15 protein-coding genes are annotated in these 14,319 nt (G+C 58.1%); 9 read left to right on the top strand and 6 right to left on the bottom strand.

What is annotated here, in order from left to right:
• Positions 1–260: 260 nt before the first annotated feature.
• Entirely contained in the window at positions 261–2,648 is a 2,388-nt protein-coding gene (locus ACKXF9_RS13110) for a YfhO family protein (RefSeq protein WP_418266488.1), read from the bottom strand.
• Between the two features lie 131 nt (positions 2,649–2,779).
• Between ACKXF9_RS13110 and yfbR the strand changes: the two genes are divergently transcribed.
• Positions 2,780–3,370: a 5'-deoxynucleotidase gene (gene yfbR, locus ACKXF9_RS13105; protein WP_005944511.1), complete on the top strand. Its 591-nt coding sequence runs from the start codon at positions 2,780–2,782 to the stop codon at positions 3,368–3,370.
• Positions 3,371–3,378: 8 nt separating this feature from the next.
• Here yfbR and dusB read toward each other — a convergent pair whose 3' ends face one another.
• The 5 genes from dusB to ACKXF9_RS13080 form a co-directional block, all read right to left on the bottom strand.
• Entirely contained in the window at positions 3,379–4,398 is a 1,020-nt protein-coding gene (gene dusB / locus ACKXF9_RS13100) for a tRNA dihydrouridine synthase DusB (protein ID WP_223389101.1), read from the bottom strand.
• A 232-nt stretch (positions 4,399–4,630) separates the two neighbouring features.
• Positions 4,631–6,445 carry an arginine--tRNA ligase gene (gene argS / locus ACKXF9_RS13095; protein WP_418266487.1) on the bottom strand — a complete coding sequence of 605 codons (1,815 nt, stop codon included), beginning with the start codon at positions 6,443–6,445 and terminating at the stop codon, positions 4,631–4,633.
• A gap of 33 nt (positions 6,446–6,478) precedes the next feature.
• The gene (locus ACKXF9_RS13090; protein WP_418266486.1) at positions 6,479–6,955 is read right to left on the bottom strand and encodes a DUF1934 domain-containing protein; all 477 of its coding nucleotides are present in this window, start codon (positions 6,953–6,955) and stop codon (positions 6,479–6,481) included.
• A gap of 14 nt (positions 6,956–6,969) precedes the next feature.
• Positions 6,970–7,797 (bottom strand): glutamate racemase, encoded by an 828-nt coding sequence (gene murI, locus ACKXF9_RS13085; RefSeq protein WP_418266485.1) that lies wholly within the window; start codon positions 7,795–7,797, stop codon positions 6,970–6,972.
• Positions 7,790–8,881: a D-alanine--D-alanine ligase family protein gene (locus tag ACKXF9_RS13080; protein ID WP_339396135.1), complete on the bottom strand. Its 1,092-nt coding sequence runs from the start codon at positions 8,879–8,881 to the stop codon at positions 7,790–7,792. The genes murI and ACKXF9_RS13080 overlap by 8 nt, the downstream gene beginning before the upstream one ends.
• Positions 8,882–9,189: 308 nt before the next feature.
• On the opposite strand from ACKXF9_RS13080, the gene rpmG reads away from it, so the two are divergent.
• The 8 genes from rpmG to ACKXF9_RS13040 all read left to right on the top strand — a co-directional run bounded on the left by rpmG (position 9,190) and on the right by ACKXF9_RS13040 (position 14,315).
• Positions 9,190–9,339: a 50S ribosomal protein L33 gene (gene rpmG / locus ACKXF9_RS13075; protein ID WP_005920501.1), complete on the top strand. Its 150-nt coding sequence runs from the start codon at positions 9,190–9,192 to the stop codon at positions 9,337–9,339.
• 16 nt (positions 9,340–9,355) lie between these two features.
• Entirely contained in the window at positions 9,356–9,607 is a 252-nt protein-coding gene (secE, locus tag ACKXF9_RS13070; protein WP_339396134.1) for a preprotein translocase subunit SecE, read from the top strand.
• A gap of 30 nt (positions 9,608–9,637) precedes the next feature.
• The gene (gene nusG / locus ACKXF9_RS13065) at positions 9,638–10,171 is read left to right on the top strand and encodes a transcription termination/antitermination protein NusG (RefSeq protein ID WP_249237182.1); all 534 of its coding nucleotides are present in this window, start codon (positions 9,638–9,640) and stop codon (positions 10,169–10,171) included.
• A 136-nt stretch (positions 10,172–10,307) separates the two neighbouring features.
• Positions 10,308–10,733 carry a 50S ribosomal protein L11 gene (gene rplK, locus ACKXF9_RS13060; protein ID WP_118551709.1) on the top strand — a complete coding sequence of 142 codons (426 nt, stop codon included), beginning with the start codon at positions 10,308–10,310 and terminating at the stop codon, positions 10,731–10,733.
• A gap of 57 nt (positions 10,734–10,790) precedes the next feature.
• Positions 10,791–11,483: a 50S ribosomal protein L1 gene (gene rplA / locus ACKXF9_RS13055; protein ID WP_005944523.1), complete on the top strand. Its 693-nt coding sequence runs from the start codon at positions 10,791–10,793 to the stop codon at positions 11,481–11,483.
• A gap of 277 nt (positions 11,484–11,760) precedes the next feature.
• Positions 11,761–12,276: a 50S ribosomal protein L10 gene (rplJ, locus tag ACKXF9_RS13050; RefSeq protein WP_249237183.1), complete on the top strand. Its 516-nt coding sequence runs from the start codon at positions 11,761–11,763 to the stop codon at positions 12,274–12,276.
• Positions 12,277–12,348: 72 nt separating this feature from the next.
• On the top strand, positions 12,349–12,723 hold the full coding sequence (gene rplL / locus ACKXF9_RS13045) for a 50S ribosomal protein L7/L12 (RefSeq protein WP_005944525.1): 375 nt from the start codon (positions 12,349–12,351) through the stop codon (positions 12,721–12,723).
• A 455-nt stretch (positions 12,724–13,178) separates the two neighbouring features.
• Positions 13,179–14,315 carry an aldo/keto reductase gene (locus ACKXF9_RS13040; protein WP_418266484.1) on the top strand — a complete coding sequence of 379 codons (1,137 nt, stop codon included), beginning with the start codon at positions 13,179–13,181 and terminating at the stop codon, positions 14,313–14,315.
• Positions 14,316–14,319 lie beyond the last annotated feature (4 nt).

The raw sequence follows: 14,319 nt of genomic DNA, 5'->3' as shown, positions 1-14,319 counted from the left end.
AGCCAACACTCCCCTGTCCTGTAACGGAGACTTCCGTCCAAAGCTACTAAGGCTTGCTGCCCATTTGCCCGGCCCTCGGCGGCCCACGAAGCTCTGCCCCGCTCTCGCCCGTTTTCACTGTCCGGGCTCACTGAAGATGCGCTGTGCAGGTTCTCTTCCGCCTCATCGGTTTGATTGCATTATACACTTTATTGGCATAAAGTCAAGAGGAAATTTCAAAAATTTCTTTTTTCTACAGCACAAAGTCATTCTTCCGTGCATCAGGCCCGCTTTGTGCGGCGCTTGCGCCAGACGAAGTACGCCGTGTACGCCAGCCATACCACAATGCCGCCCAAAGTCAGCGCACGGCTCAGCCGGATGCCGTCGGGCTGGTAGACAAAATCGATGCTGTTTTCACCTGCCGGGCACAGCACAGCCATCAATCCCTCGTCCACCTCCACAATGTCGGCCTCCTGCCCGTTGACATAGGCCGTAAAGCCGTCATCGTAAGGCACGGAGAAGAACACGAGGTTCTCTTTTTCCAGCGTGATCTCGGCGTGGAAGCCCGAATTGTTCATCTGGAACACACTGGCAGCCGTGGCACGGCGCTCGCGGCAGTCCTGCACGTAGGACTCATAGTACAGCTCCTCCCGTCTGCCTTCCGGCAGATGGGTGAGGTACTTGCCGTAGACTGCAGCATCCTCGTCGGTAAGCACCAGTGCACGCATCAGGAGGTTTGCGCGGGTGGCCTTGGCTGTTTCTTCGTACTCGGTCTGGGTGAGGTAATAGTCATAGGCAAAGCCCATGGGCACGTAGTTCGTGTTGCGGTAGACCGCATAGCCGTCCTTTGCAAAGGCATATTCCCAACCGTCGTCGGCTTCGTTTTCAAAGTCGGTCTGCTTTTCCGGCGTGGTGATAAGGTACTCCACACTCAAAAGGCCCCGCAGTGCATAATTGGAAAGCTCCGGCTCACTGCGCACATCCCGCTTGACCCCCAGCGCCGGGTAGAAGCTGAGGATGCTGGGGGCCGCCGTGCTGCCAAAATACTGCAGGCAGCTCTTATCCAGCCACATGCCGATGTTGTCGTGGATCTTGTACGTATCCACGCGGTAATCGCCTTCGGGCAGGTCGTTTTTCAACAGCAGGGCGTTGGTGTCCTGCTTCACAAGGTCGCTGTCGGTATACCACTGGCCGAACTTGCCAATGCCGATGTGCACCACGCTGAACAGGAAGGCAAACGCCAGCACTGCCGCCGTCAGGCGCTGGGCAAAGCGGCTGTCGCCCCGCCACTTCTGGCAGAGATAGCGGTACAACAGCAGGCCCAGCAGGCCAAAGCCCAGCACCGCACAGTACTGACCGGGGTTCTTGAGCACGCCGAACGACCAGCTGCCGGTGTCGCTGTCCTGCACCGGCACCACCGCAAAGGCCACCGTGGCGATCATCAGCCAGCTGATGCCGCGGGCCGGGCTGTCCAGATCGGTGTTGTGGTCTTCCAGCGCGTTCACGGTCATTGCGGCCAGCACCAGCACCGGCATATAGTACCAGCGCGCATAGTAGCTGGAATTGAGGGCGTAGAACGCACTGTTCAGGATGGGCACCAGTGCGAACACAGCGCAGGTGCCCACGATGCGCTTTTTACTGTCGCCGCACTTTGCTTTCCAGTAGGCCACGGCACCGGCCAGACTGCACAGCGGCAGATAGGCCGACATGCTGGTCCACTTGATCACGCCCTCCGACCAGATGGAGGTGAGGTAGGGAGAATCCGGCGGCATGATCCAGCTGACGAGAATTGCAAGGTACTGCTGCACCTTGCTGTAGGTCAGAAAGCCCCAGCCGGAGGAAAGGTCGATGGTGCGCGGGTTCTGCAAAATGGAGAGCACCGCAGGCACCAGCAGGATGCTGCCCATGGCAACGCCCAGCAGGCTTTCAAATGCAAGCAGGCCAAACTTTTTTGCAGTGAGACGGAAGTCCCTTGTGCTGAGCTTGCAGATGAAGTAGATGGCCAGAAATACCACCTGACCGATGAAGAAGAAGTAGTTGTTGACAAGGTTCACCGCCACCCAGAACGCAAACCAGCTGCGGCGGTCGTTGTAAAGGGCCTCGTCCAGCGACCACAGCAGATACGGGAACAGCGCCACCACATCTACAAAGTGGTTGAAGAACACATTGTATACCGTAAAGCCGGAGAAGGTATACAGGCAGGCTCCCAGCACGGCGTAGTCGATATTTTTGACGTAGCGGCGCAGATACAGGTACGCACCGCCGCCCGCCACGGCAAACTTGAACACCAGCAGCGGCACTATGAGGTAGGGCAGCCACCCCTGCGGGAAGAGCAGCGAGAACCAGAAGAACGGCGAACCGTACAGGTAGAACGAATAGGCGTTCATCACGCCGCTGCCAAGGTCGGTAGCCCATGAGAAGGTATTGTGCACCGAGGTGAACGCACTGTCCGGGTAGCCTGCGCCCTTGATAAAGCCGTTCATATAGCGGTAGAAGCTGATCTGCTGGCTGTTGAAATCGCCTGCATAGTGGAAAAAGCCGCCGTCGATGATATAAAACGGCAGAAAGAACAGGGCCGCCGTGAGGGCACACAGGCCCACCGTCAGCCAGAATTTATCCTTTTTTTGTCCCAGCAGCTGCGGCTGCCGGGCAGTACCAGACCGCTCCATGGTTTCCTCTTTTCTCTGCCAAAGCGGCAGAAAGTTGGTTTGTTCTAGTATAGCACGAACACTGCGCAGAAAAAAGGGCTTGACAACGCTCTGCCGGACAGGTATGTTGGAGAAAAAAGGAGGAAGCTGCCATGCTGTACCCGTTCAGCGCCCTGCTGGCGCGCATGAAATACATTACCCGCTGGAGCCTGATGCACTCCACCCGGGCCGAATCTCTCAGCGAGCACACCTGCGATACCGCTCTGCTGGCCCACATGCTTTGCCTGATCGCACGGCGGTACACCGGCACGCCCTGCCGCCCCAAAACGGTAGCAGTGGCGGCGCTGTACCACGACGCGCCGGAGATCATTACCGGCGACATGCCCACACCGGTCAAGTACAGCAGCCCCACCCTGCGGGATGCCTACAAGGCGTTGGAAACCGAGAGCGTGCGCTGCATGACCGGCCTTCTGCCGGACGAGTTGAGCGAAGAGCTGTCCCCGTTCATCTCCGGGGAACTGCTCACCGCCGAGGAAAAGCGCCTGCTGAAGGCCGCCGACCGGCTGAGCGCCCTCATCAAATGCACGGAGGAGCAGCGCAGCGGCAACCACGAGTTTGACGCGGCGCTGGCCCAGCAGAAAGCGGCCCTGCAGGCCATGCACTGCCCGGAAGCCGACTGGTTCATAGAGCACTGTCTGCCCTGTTACACCCAGAATCTGGATGAGCTGACCCGGCAGCAGTAATATTTTCCTTACGGAAACGGCACCTCGCGCACGTCGTCCGGGTCGATGCCCGCTTTGCGCTGCTCTTCAAAAACAGCATCGATCAGCTCGTCCAGATCTTCCAGATGGGTCAGAGTGCAGCAGCAGCGGCGCAGATTGGCCGCACCTTTCAGCCCCTTCATATAGTGCATGGTCTGAGAGCGGGCCTGCGGCATGGCGACGAACTCGCCCTTCTGCTCCACCATTTCCTCCACCTGACGGCGCAGCGCATTCATGCGGGCCTGCAGGTTGGGTGCCTTGGGTGCGGGCAGGCCTTCAATGGCGGCGTTCACCCGCTCAAAGAGCCACGGGTCGCCCAGCGCGCCCCGGGCGATCATCACGCCGTCACAGCCGGTGGCCTGCATCATCTCCACCGCATCCTCTGCCGAGTGGATGTCGCCGTTGCCCAGCACCGGCACTCTGACGGCATCCTTCACCCGGGCAATGATCTCCGGGTCGATGCCGGGGGTGTACATCTGCTCCCGGGTACGGGCGTGCACCGCAATGAGGGCTGCGCCGGCCTGCTCACAGGCCTTGGCGCACTCCACTGCAGTGATGTGGTCGGCATCCCAGCCCTTGCGCATTTTCACGGTGACAGGCCGTTTTGTATTTGCCACAACCTGCTCCACGATGCGCCCACAGCGGTCCGGGTCCAGCATCAGCTTGCTGCCTGCGCCGCCGGACACGATCTTGGGGGCCGGGCAGCCCATGTTGATATCCACAAAGTCGAACTCGTACTGTTCGATGGCGGCGGTGGCTTCGCCCATGATCTCGGGCACTTCGCCAAAGATCTGCACGCCATAGGGTGCACCGTTGGGTTCGGCCTTGAGCAGGCTCACCGTCTTGTGGTCGCCGTACACCAGCGCCCGGCTGGACACCATTTCGCTCACAGTAAAGCCTGCACCGTGCTGGGCCATCAGGCGGCGGCAGGGTGCATCCGTAAAGCCCGCCATCGGGCCGAACACCGCCCGGTGGGGCAGGATGATATTGCCGATCTTCAAAGGTTCCATGGGATCTCCTTGTATCTGTTTTGGGGTAAACGATTTTGAATGCGCTCCGCGTTGCTCTGCGCATGTTCAGAGGAAAGATTATTTTTATTTCGCGTTTGTCGCGCTCTGCGGAGCGCTCCAAACGCATTTTCACGGGAGGGGCGTGACGGAAAGAGGCAGTTGCTTTCCATCCATACACCGTAAAAAGGGGCTGTTGCGCCAAATGCTGTGCAACAGCCCCCATGGTTTTATGTTACATCTTCTCGGGCACGTTGATCTTGAACATGGTCAGCACATTGAAGATGACATTCTTGACGCCGATGCACAGGGCCAGACGTGCCTGCTGCACAGCGGGGTCTGCGCCCTGAATGCGGCAGCTGCCGTAGAAGCGGTGGAAGGCGCTGGCCAGATCAATGACAAAGCGGTTGATGCGGCTGGGATCGTACTTCTCGGCCGCCATGACGATCTCCTGCGGGAAGGCTGCCAGCATCCGGATCAGATCCATCTCGGAAGGCTCGGTGAGCAGGGTGGCATCCACCTTCTCGGCACCGGCAAACTGCACGCCCTCGCTCTCCATCTTTTTCAGGATGGAGCAGATGCGGGCATGGGCATACTGCACATAGTACACGGGGTTATCGTTGTCGGTCTTGACAGCCTGATCGAGGTCAAAATCGATGCCGCTGCCTGCGTCGTGCATATTGAACAGGAAGCGTGCGCTGTCGATGGGCACCTCTTCCAGCAGGTCGGTCAGGGTGATGGCATTGCCGGTGCGCTTGGACATCCGCACAGGCTGGCCGTCGCGCATCAGGTTGACCATCTGCATCAGCACAACGTCCAGATCTTCGCCGTTCAAGCCGATGGCATCCATGGCACCCTTCATGCGGGCCACATGGCCGTGATGGTCTGCACCCCAGACATCGATAGCCTTGGCAAAGCCACGGGTGGCCAGCTTGTTGTAGTGGTAGGCGATATCGGCGGCAAAGTAGGTGGGGATGCCGTTGGCACGGACGAGCACTTCGTCCTTGGCTTCCTCCTCGGTTCCGTCCTCGGTCTTTTTCTTGTTCACCGTGCCGTACTTGGCAGCGTACTGGGCGCTGCGGTACATGATGGCACCGTCCTCTGCCTTATAGCATGCGCCCAGCTCCAGCAGCTTATCCACCACGGCCTTCACCGCGCCGGACTCGTGCAGGGTGCTCTCATGGAACCACACATCGTAGTCGATGCGGTACTTGCCCAGATCGCGCTTGAGGGCAGCAATGTTCTTGGGCAGAGCGTAGGCCACCAGTGCGTCCTTCAGGGCGGCAAAAGCCTCGCTCTCGAACAGAGTCTCCTCGTCCATCCCCTTGCAAGCGGCAACGTACTTGTCGCCGTTCAGCTCGGCAAACTCACCGGCCAGCACCTTGATGTCGCCGCCCTGATAGCACTCGGCGGGCAGCGGATAGGCTTCCTCGCCGCAGTACTTCTGCAGGTAGCGCACGGCAAGGCTCTTGCCGAACTTCTGGATCTGGTTGCCGGCATCGTTGATATAGAACTCACGGGTCACATCATAGCCGGACCAGTCCAGCACAGCGGACAGACAGTCGCCCAGAGCGCCGCCGCGGGCGTTGCCCATGTGCATGGGGCCGGTGGGGTTGGCGGAAACGAATTCCACATTGTACTTGGCGCCCTTTCCGTGATCGGTGCGGCCATACTCCTTGTTGGAGCAGGCACCCAGCACCACACTGGCCCAGAAGGACGGAGCCAAAAACAGGTTGATGAAGCCGGGGCCAGCCACTTCCACCTTGGCAAACACACTGTTCTCGATGGAGGGCAGATGTGCCAGCAGCGCATCCGCGATCATCTTGGGAGCCTTGCGCCAGCTGCGTGCACCGGCCATGGCGATGTTGGAGGCGATATCGCCGTTCTTGGTATCGGCGGGGGTCTCCACGATGAAGGCGGGCAGCTCAGCTTCCGGCAGAGCACCATCGGCCATGGCGGCCTTGGCGGCAGCGGTCAGCAGAGTGCGTGCCTCGTCCAGCGCAGCCTGACGGGGGTTATAGTTCTGGTAGATCTTTTCAAATTCAGTCATCGGTCTGGTTCCTTTCACAGTCTGGGAAATATCTCAGTTTACGTGGGTCACGGTCACTTCAAGGCGGTTGCGGCTCACAAGCTCGGCGCTGTTGGCATCCAGCAGGTAGCCGAACTTTGCGGTGCCGCCCTTCTCGGTCAGGCCGCACTCGATCTCGTCGGCGGTCACGCCCAGCGTCATGGAGCCGTAGCCGGTCTCGTAATGGCAGAGGTTGCGCTTGCCCTTTTCGATGAGCAGCTGGGTACCGGCTCCGCCGCCCTTGCCAAAGCGCAGCATGGCCACCCGGCTTCCGTCGGCGGCGATCTTCAGGGTGGTGGTGCAGCCCTCGTAGCCGGTGGTCTCCGTTTCTTTATAGGTAATGTAGTAGCTGCTACCCTTCTGCACAAACTGGCCCCGGGTCATCAGCTCCACAAACTCTTCCTTTTCTTCTTCCTCCGCAGGTTCTTCCACATGCTGCTCGATGCGGCTCTTGATGCGGATGATATAATCTTCCTTTAACGGTTTGCTCACATTGCTTTCCCTTATCAATATTTGTCAATGGCGATCTGTTCCACCGGGCCGCCCTTGTACTCGCCCAGAAACAGGTCTGCCGTCTGCACAAAGCTGTCCGGCACATCGCTGACATAGAAATGTGCCTGTCCCTCATGCTCCTGCGCCGCTTTCAGGCCGCGTTCCGAGAGCATCCGTTCCAGATGATGGGCGGCAGTCTTGGCGGGGTCCACCAGCGTCACCTTCTGTCCCATGAACTCACCGATCATGGTCTTGAGCAGCGGATAATGGGTGCAGCCCAGAATGAGGGTGTCCACCCCGGCATCCCGCACCTCGGTCAGGTACTGCGCAATGACCAGCTTCGTCACCTGCTGCCGGCTCTCCTCGCTGTGGTCCACATAACCGGCTTCCACCAGCGGAACGAACAGCGGACAGGCCCGGGCGGTGATCTCCACACCGGGCACCAGCTGTCGCAGCAGCTTTTCATAGCTGCGGGAGCGGATGGTCGCCGCCGTGCCAATGACGCCGATGCGGCGGTTGCGGGTAGAAAAGGCCGCTTCCCGGGCAGCGGCATCCACCACGCCCAGATACGGCACCGGCAGCCGGGCCGCCTCTGCAGCCGGGTAGGTGCTGGACACCGTGCCGCAGGCCGCCATGATGCATTTTACATCTTTCGAAAGCAGGAACGCAACGTCCTGACGGGTGTACTGCAGGATTGTCTCCGGGCTGCGGCTGCCGTAGGGCACGCGGCCGGTATCACCAAAATAGATGATCTCCTCGTGGGGCAGACGCTTGCGCAGCTCCCGCACGCCGGTCAGCCCGCCCAGACCGCTGTCGAACACGCCGATGGGGCGATTATCCATGCTGCTTTTCCTTTCTTTCCAGAGCCAGTGCGATCAGCCGGTCGATGAGCTGCGGCACCGGCAGGCCCTCGTGCTCCATCAGCTTGGGATACATGCTGATGGACGTGAAGCCGGGGAAGGTGTTGATCTCGTTGATGAGCACCCGTCCGGTGCCGTGCTCCACAAAGAAGTCGCAGCGGGCCAGCCCCTCGCAGTTCAGGGCGGTGTAGGCCATGGCGGCGTAGGTCTTTACCTCGTCCAGCTTTGCCTCCGGCAGGTGGGCCGGGATGACGGTCTGGCTCACGCCGTTCTTGTACTTGTCATCATAGGTGTAGAACTCGGCACCGGCAAGGATCTCGCCGGGACGGGTCGCCACGGCAGGGTCGGAACCGATGACGGCGCACTCCACTTCCTGACCGTCCACAAAGGCTTCAAACACCACCTTGCGGTCGTTTTCCAGTGCAAGGTCGATGGCCTTCTTCAGCTCCTCGCGGCTGGACACCTTGGAGATGCCCACACTGGAACCGGCATTGGCGGGCTTGACGAACACCGGCCAGCCCAGCTTCTGCTCCACACCGTCGCACACACCTTCCAGATCGGATTCGATCTCCCAGCGGTTCGCGGCCACCCACTTGGTGTGGGGCACGCCGTTGGCTTCAAACAGAGCGTTGGCCACGGCTTTGTCCATGCACACTGCGCTTGCCAGCACGCCGCAGCCCACGTAAGGGATGCCGGCCAGCTCCAGCAGGCCCTGCACCGTGCCGTCCTCGCCCCACAGGCCATGGAGCACCGGGATGACCACATCCACATGCACCTTTTCCACATGGCCTTCCGGGGTGAACAGGATCATGCCATGGTCGGCGCGGTCCGGGCTGATGACGCAGGGCATATTGCCTGCCAGCTCTTCCCAGCTGCCATCGGCCATCTGGGCTGCAGTGGCCTCGGTGTACAGCCAGCGGCCCTCCTTGGTGATGCCCACGGCAAGCGTCTCATATTTTTCGCGATCGATGTTGTTGACGAAGTTGCCCACCGAAACGCGGCTGACCTCGTGCTCGCTGGACATACCGCCAAACAGCAGGACGACGCACATTTTTTCAGACTGCATGATATCTCTCTCCTATTTATAAAGCCCCATGAAGCAGGGCGCGTTCTAACCGGTAAAATGCCGTTCTGGCTTATTATACAATATCTATGCGCGTGATGCAAGCACAATGCCAAAAGGCCTGCCGCTGTCTGGAGAGATTTTTTAAGGAAAACTTTCTGAAAATCGCAAATTTCCGCTTGACGGATGGAAAACGGCGTGATACAATGATATCACCTCTTTTGCGGGGTTATTAAGTGCGCCTGTTTTACAGATGCCACCCGCAACCCGAGGGAGGTTCAAAACGACCGTTATAATGGAGGTGTCAACAAATGACCGTTAAAATCACTCTGGCCTGCACCGAGTGCAAGCAGCGCAACTACAACACCACGAAGAACAAGAAGAACAACCCCGATCGTCTCGAGATGAAGAAGTATTGCCGTTTCTGCAAGAAGCACACCGTTCATCGCGAAACCAAGTAAGAAAGGCGGACGCATCATGGCAGACAAAACCGAGAACAAGCCGGGCTTTGTGGCCAGAGCAAAGGCCGCTGTGAAGAATTTTGGCGCACGCGTCTCCAAATTCTTCCGCGACACCAAGAGCGAGCTGAAGAAGGTGGTGTGGCCGTCCAAGGCGGACGTCAAGACCAACACCATCGTCGTGCTCATCACTGTCGCCGTCGCAGCGGTCGTGATGATCCTGCTGGATGCCATCTTCGGCGGCATCCTGGGCCTGATCATCGGCGCCTGAGAATCATCTTGAAACGGAGGGTCAACCAAAATGGAAGAACAATCCAATGAGGCACTTTGGTATGTCGTGCATACCTATTCCGGCTATGAGAACAAGGTCGCAAACGACCTGCAGACCATGGTGGAGAACCGCCATCTGCAGGATCTGATCTGCGATATCAAGGTTCCCGTCGAGATGGTTCCCGAAATTGACAAGAACGGCAAGCAGAAGATGGTGGAGCACAAGCTGTTCCCCGGCTACGTTCTGGTCAAGATGGTGATGAACGACGATACCTGGTATGTGGTGCGCAATACGCGCGGCTGCACCGGTTTTGTCGGTCCCGCATCCAAGCCCGTTCCCCTCTCCCCTGAAGAAGTGGAGAAGATGGGCGTAGAAAAGGCTGCACCTCTGGCTGTCGACTTTGCTGTCGGCGACACCGTGCAGATCACCGCCGGTCCTCTGGAAGGCTTTATGGGCCTTGTGGAGGCCATCGATACCGAGAACTTCAAAGTGAAGCTCAAGGTCAACATGTTCGGCCGCGAAACTCCCGCAGAAGTGGAGCTTGGTCAGGTCGAGCTGCCGTAATCAACCGGCAAGGAACGTTTACCAAGGTAAGACCGCAGTGCGGTTCTTATAGAGCGTGTGCACTGGGCACATGCTCGTGGGAGGTACGGAGACACCGTACCGCAACTCACCACAGATTTTTGGAGGTGCATTTATCATGGCACAGAAAGTTACTGGCTACATTAAGCTGCAGATCGAGGCCGGCAAGGCAACTCCGGCTCCCCCTGTTGGCCCTGCTCTGGGTCAGAAGGGCGTCAACATCATGGCCTTCACCAAGGAGTTCAACGAGCGTACCAAGAACCAGATGGGTTATGTGATCCCCGTCGTCATCACTGTTTACGCTGACCGCTCCTTCAGCTTCATCACCAAGACTCCTCCGGCAGCCGTTCTGATCAAGAAGGCCGCTGGCATCAACACCGCTTCCGGCAAGCCCAACAAGGAGAAGGTCGCTTCTCTGACCGCCGCTCAGGTGGAAGAGATCGCAAAGACCAAGATGCCCGACCTGAACGCTGCTTCTCTGGAAGCTGCATGCAGCATGGTCCGCGGCACCTGCCGTTCCATGGGCATCACCGTCGAGGGCTGAGACATAAACAGTGGGAGGGCATAACACTGCCCGCATGACCACACAGGAGGATATACAATGAAACATGGCAAGCACTATGTCGACGCTGCAAAGCTGGTCGATTCTACTAAGGCATATGATGTGAACGAGGCTCTGGAGCTGGCTTGCAAGACCGCTTCTGCCAAGTTCGACGAGACTGTTGAGCTGCACGTCCGTCTGGGCGTTGACGGCCGTCACGCTGACCAGCAGGTCCGCGGCGCTGTCGTTCTGCCCAACGGCACCGGCAAGACCGTCCGCGTCTGCGCAATCGCCAAGGGCCCCGCTGCTGCTGCTGCTGAGGCTGCTGGCGCTGATATCGTCGGTGATGACGAGCTGATCGCAAAGATCGCCGGCGGCTTCATGGATTTCGACGTCGTCGTGACCACTCCCGATATGATGGGCCGCGTTGGCCGTCTCGGTAAGGTCCTGGGCCCCCGCGGCCTGATGCCGAACCCCAAGGCCGGCACCGTTGCTCCTGACCTGGGCAAGGCTGTTTCCGAGGCCAAGGCTGGTAAGATCGAGTACCGTCTGGACAAGCAGAACATCATCCATGTGCCCGTGGGCAAGGCTTCTTTCGGTGCAGAGAAGCTGTACGCCAACCTGGACACTGTGATGGAGGCTATTGCCAAGGCAAAGCCCGCTGCAGCAAAGGGTACCTACTTCAAGAGCGCTACCATCGCCACCACCATGGGCCCTGGCATCCGTCTGAACACCCTGAAGTACGGTGTCTGATTTGAAGTTCTGATCGTTTTTCTGCCGTTTGTATGGACGGCAGAAAAATTTTGTCAGGAAATTTCAAAAAAGACTTGACAACTCCGCACGTTTGCGGTAAAATAATCATGCTGTTTTTGAGACAGCAGGTACTGGAGTCCAGTGTAAGGCTATGCCGCCTGCCGAGAAACGTGCGTAAAGTTGTTTTATGCCTCTTTCTCGACCAAGTGCGGGAAAGAGGCTTTTTTCATACTTGCTCCGGTTTTCGATACAAGTTTTTGAAACGAGGTGAAACCGAATGCCCAGTGCAAAAATTCTTTCTGAAAAGCAGGCTTATGTCGCTGATCTGAAGGCAAAGTTTGAGAGTGCGGTTTCCGGCTGCGTCGTCGCTTACGGCGGCATTAACGTCGAGAACGACACCAAGCTCCGTAAGGAGCTGCGTGAGGCAGGCGTCGATTACATGGTCGTGAAGAACACCATGCTGCGTCTGGCTGTCAAGGGTACCTCTCTGGAGGGCCTGGCTGAGCAGTTCAAGGGCGATACCGCTATCGCTTTTGCTCACGAAGAGGATCCCATGTCCGCTGCCCGCATCCTGTGCAAGTATCAGGATGGCGATAAGTCCAAGAAGTTCGTCGTGAAGGCTGGCTTCATGGAAGGCAAGGTCATGAATGCAGCTGAGACCAACGCAATCGCAAAGCTGCCCAACCGCGAAGGCATGCTGTCCATGTTCGCAGGCGCCCTCACCAGCACTCTGTCTGGTCTGGCCGTTGCAATGCAGGCTTATGCCGACAAGCAGGAGGAGCCCGCTGCCTGATGGCCGCGTGACCGCTGCTTAAACAATTCTGAAATCAACAAACAAAACCATTGATATTGGAGGGTTACTACTATGGCTTCTGAGAAGATTACTGCCATCATCGACTCCGTTAAGGAGCTGTCCGTTCTGGAGCTGAAGGAACTGATCGACGCTTACTGCGAAGAGTTCGGTGTTTCCGCTGTTGCTGCTGCTGCTCCCGCTGCTGCTGGCGCTGCTGCTGCCGCTGAGGAAGAGAAGACCGAGTTCGACGTCATCCTGGCTGAGGCTGGCGCTACCAAGATGCAGGTCATCAAGCTGGTGAAGGAGATCACCGGTCTGGGCCTGAAGGAAGCTAAGGCTATCGTCGATGGCGCTCCCAAGGCTGTCAAGGAGAAGGTCTCCAAGGCTGAGGCTGAGGACATCCAGAAGAAGCTGACCGAGGCTGGCGCTAAGGTCGAGGTCAAGTAATTGAACCTCTTCTGAGAGTCGTTCATTCTTGAACAATGAGGTGCCCGTACCGAAAGGTGCGGGCACCTTTTTTGTTTGATGATTGGAATGCCCTCCGCTGCGCTCTAGGCATGTTTAGATGAATTATTATTTTTAATTTGTGTTCAGAAAATGTCTGCGGACATTTTCTGAACACTTTTTCACAGGAGGGGCGGTAAAGGCAAGCGGCATCTGTGCGGTAGGAAAATGCATTTGACGCTACGACTCTATGGTGAAAAAGCAGCTCCGAAACGACCGCAGTCGTTTCGGAGCTGCAAATATCTAAAAATATGATTTCCGCTATTTATGCCCAGAGCGAAGCGGAGGGCATTCTAAATCGTCATCGTCGTATCTTTTCTGCATTCAAAAACTATGTTATACTATCCTCAACAGGAGGAGCGGCAGAGCCTTTACCCCCTCTGCCGCAAAAGAGAGCTATGGAATACCGCAACTGGAGCAAAAACGATATCCGCACTTCCCTTTTGGGCTACGGCTGTATGCGCTTTCCCACCAAGGCCGACGGCGCCATTGATGAAGAGCGCGCCGAAGCGCTGCTGAACACCGCCAAGGCCGCCGGTGTCAACTACTTCGATACCGCCTATCCCTATCACAACGGCCAGAGTGAGCCCTTCGTGGGCCGGGTCATTGCCAAGTGGGACCGCAGCAGCTTTTATCTTGCCACCAAAATGCCGCTGTGGAGCTGCAAAAATCTGGACGATGCCAAGCGAATTTTTGAAGAGCAGTTCCAGCGGCTTGGCGTTGAATACATCGACTTCTATCTGCTGCACTCCCTGCACAGAGCACGGTACGAAAAGGCAAAAGCCATGGGCCTTGTGGACTGGCTGTGGCAGCAGAAGGCTGCAGGACGCATCCGGAACTTTGGATTTTCCTGTCATGACAACTCTGCCGGGTTTGAGTACATTCTGCGCGACCAGCCGTGGGATTTCTGCCAGCTGCAGTACAACTATCTGGACCGGGACGACCGTGCCGAGGAGATCTCCGGTGACCGGGGCTATCAGCTGACCGAAGAATGCGGCGTGCCTCTTATCATCATGGAGCCCGTCAAGGGCGGCACGCTGGCGTCTCTGCCTGCAGACGCCGCCGCACCGCTGCACGCCCTGCGTCCGGATGCCTCCGATGCCTCCTGGGCGCTGCGCTGGGTGGGCAGCCACAACAATGTGCATGTTATCCTGTCCGGCATGAGCGCCGAGGAGCAGCTGACCGACAATCTGGCTACCTTTGGCTCTTTCCAGCCGCTCTCCCCTGCCGAAAATGCCGCTGTGGAAAGCGTTGCCGACGAGCTGCACCGCCGCATCAGGGTCGGCTGCACCGGCTGCCGGTACTGTATGCCCTGCCCCATGGGGGTGGACATCCCGGACAATTTCAGCATCTGGAACAAGCTGGGCATGTTCGGGCAGAAGGATGCCGTCAGGACCCAGTGGGCCGAGCACTTTCCGGACAGCGAAAAGGCCCTGCATTGCGTGCGCTGCGGCAAATGTGAGTCAGTCTGCCCGCAAAAGCTGCCCATCCGCGATTCGCTGGCACAGCTGCAAAAGGAGCTGGATGCACTGTAACTCC

It is taken from the genome of Faecalibacterium sp. 9, assembly GCF_048320955.1.
In the GTDB taxonomy this organism is placed as follows: Bacteria; Bacillota; Clostridia; order Oscillospirales; family Ruminococcaceae; genus Faecalibacterium; species Faecalibacterium wellingii.
The sequence above is the reverse complement of the archived record's forward strand: the minus strand, read 5'-3'. Positions and strand labels throughout refer to the sequence as shown.